This is a genomic window from Rhodocytophaga aerolata (assembly GCF_030503435.1).
Taxonomy (GTDB): Bacteria; Bacteroidota; Bacteroidia; order Cytophagales; family 172606-1; genus Rhodocytophaga; species Rhodocytophaga aerolata.
Map to the genome: position 1 here is coordinate 1 of NZ_JAUKPO010000141.1, position 1701 is coordinate 1701.

A 1701-nucleotide genomic window follows, 5' to 3' on the forward strand; every position below is an offset into this window, starting at 1 on the left:
TGGTTCAGCGTCAATCTCGGTGAATGCTACCCACTCCGGATCAGCACCCGTAGGCGCAACAGATCAAAATCGGCTTTACCGTACATCTGCCGCTTGATATTTTTGAGCCGGTTCACCTGCCCCTCAGTTTGACCATTGCTCCAGATAGAAGTCATTGCTTGCTCGACGGCCGCAAAATCCTGACGAATCCCCCGGACAAAACCTTTAAATAGCGGTAGTTGCTCGGCTTTCTGGCACCAGCTCTCCAGTTGATGGCCCCTTTTGGTTTCCATCAAGGATTTGAATTCTAAGCTTAATTGCCTGGCTTGATCAAGTATGGCGCTCTTTTGGAGAAGTTTCAGCAGGAAAGGTTTCTGCTCGTCTTTCCAGTCCTCTTCTTTGTGGCACAAAGCAATGCTGAGGCTACGACTGGAATAGGTAGTGCCTTTCTGAGCAGGGGGAAGGGCATGAGGATTGGGTGTGTTGGGATATTTTGAAAGAAAATCGGCCAGAATGGAGTAACAGCCATTGTATCCCATGGGCTTGATTTCTTTCCACAAATTTTTGACACAGGTTTCTCCTTCGCCCCATCGCTTGCGCAGATAGGATTCAAATTCAGCTAAATTACTGCGTCGGCTATGCACTTTAGCAACAAAGCTTGACTGGGCAAAATATTTTCGGACCGTATTGCGTGATAGGCCCAGATGGCGGGCAATGGTTTTTCGGCCATAGCCTTGTTGTTGAAGGCTTTTGACCTGCCCGTATTTGGGATAACGTTTTTCAGTAGACAGTTGAGCAATGGCTTCATGGTTACCTATCGTCTTTAAGCCCAAGTTAGCAGCAAGACTTATGAGTGGGTTGGTATTTTGAATAGGAGTTGCTGCCTGCTTTTGGTTTAGTTGCCCGGCTACTGCCGTTATCAGCGAGCGTTGTATATCTAAATAGCGCGCCATATTCTCCGATAAATTTTTCAACAAATGCCAGCGGTCGGCTACCTGAACAGCCGTGGGAGCTGCTGCAGTGACGGCATGGGCATACACCACTGATCGGTCCCGGGAGACCACTTCTACACCCGGATGCGCTGTGAGCCATTCCTCCACAGTTTTGCTTTCCTGATCCGGTAATAGATCAATCACCTTTCGTTGCGTTAAGTCCCCTAGAATGGTTCCATAGGTATTCCCTTTGCGAAAGGCAAAATCATCTATTCCTAATACTTTAGGTGTTACCACTTCCGGCAGGGGTGTTTTCTTCATCACTCGAAGTAGGGTAGAAGCACTCACAGGTAATCCAATCAATCTACATATTTTAGCTCCCGGCTTACTACCACAGCTTAATCCGATTTGCCCAATTTGAGCAGTAGACCGTTGTAGCCTTCGCTGATAAGCTGGCAGATATGTATCGAAGCGTTCAGCAAATATTTTTCTGCAGCACGCTTCCTGCTGACAGAAAAACTTCCGCACGCTGATGCGCAGCCAGACCACTTTACCACTCATGGGCAAGTCGCTTACACTTCGCTCATAATAGCTGTGCACTTTGTGACTCATGTGCCTACATAAGGGACAAGTACCGAAAAGAATATTACTCATTAGACTAAGGCTAACACTATTTTTGGAAATACTACTATAGCGTAAAATAAAGCCTGGAGGCAAAAGCAAGGTCAGGTTCATCCTTACTTAACGATGAATCCTCCTACTTTTCACCTAATCTGACGCTGAACCAACA

The 1701-nt window shown here is 46.8% G+C and carries 1 protein-coding gene; it reads right to left on the reverse strand.

Features of this window, described 5'->3' with window-relative positions; translation table 11 throughout:
* Nucleotides 1-26: 26 nt before the first annotated feature.
* Nucleotides 27-1646 carry an ISL3 family transposase gene (locus Q0590_RS37195; RefSeq protein WP_366970894.1) on the reverse strand — a complete coding sequence of 540 codons (1620 nt, stop codon included), beginning with the start codon at nucleotides 1644-1646 and terminating at the stop codon, nucleotides 27-29.
* Nucleotides 1647-1701: the final 55 nt, after the last annotated feature.

Bases quoted from the DNA above. Each gene is read 5' to 3' on its own strand.
- Q0590_RS37195 (WP_366970894.1), bottom strand. From the start codon at position 1,646: ATGAACCTGACCTTGCTTTTGCCTCCAGGCTTTATTTTACGCTATAGT.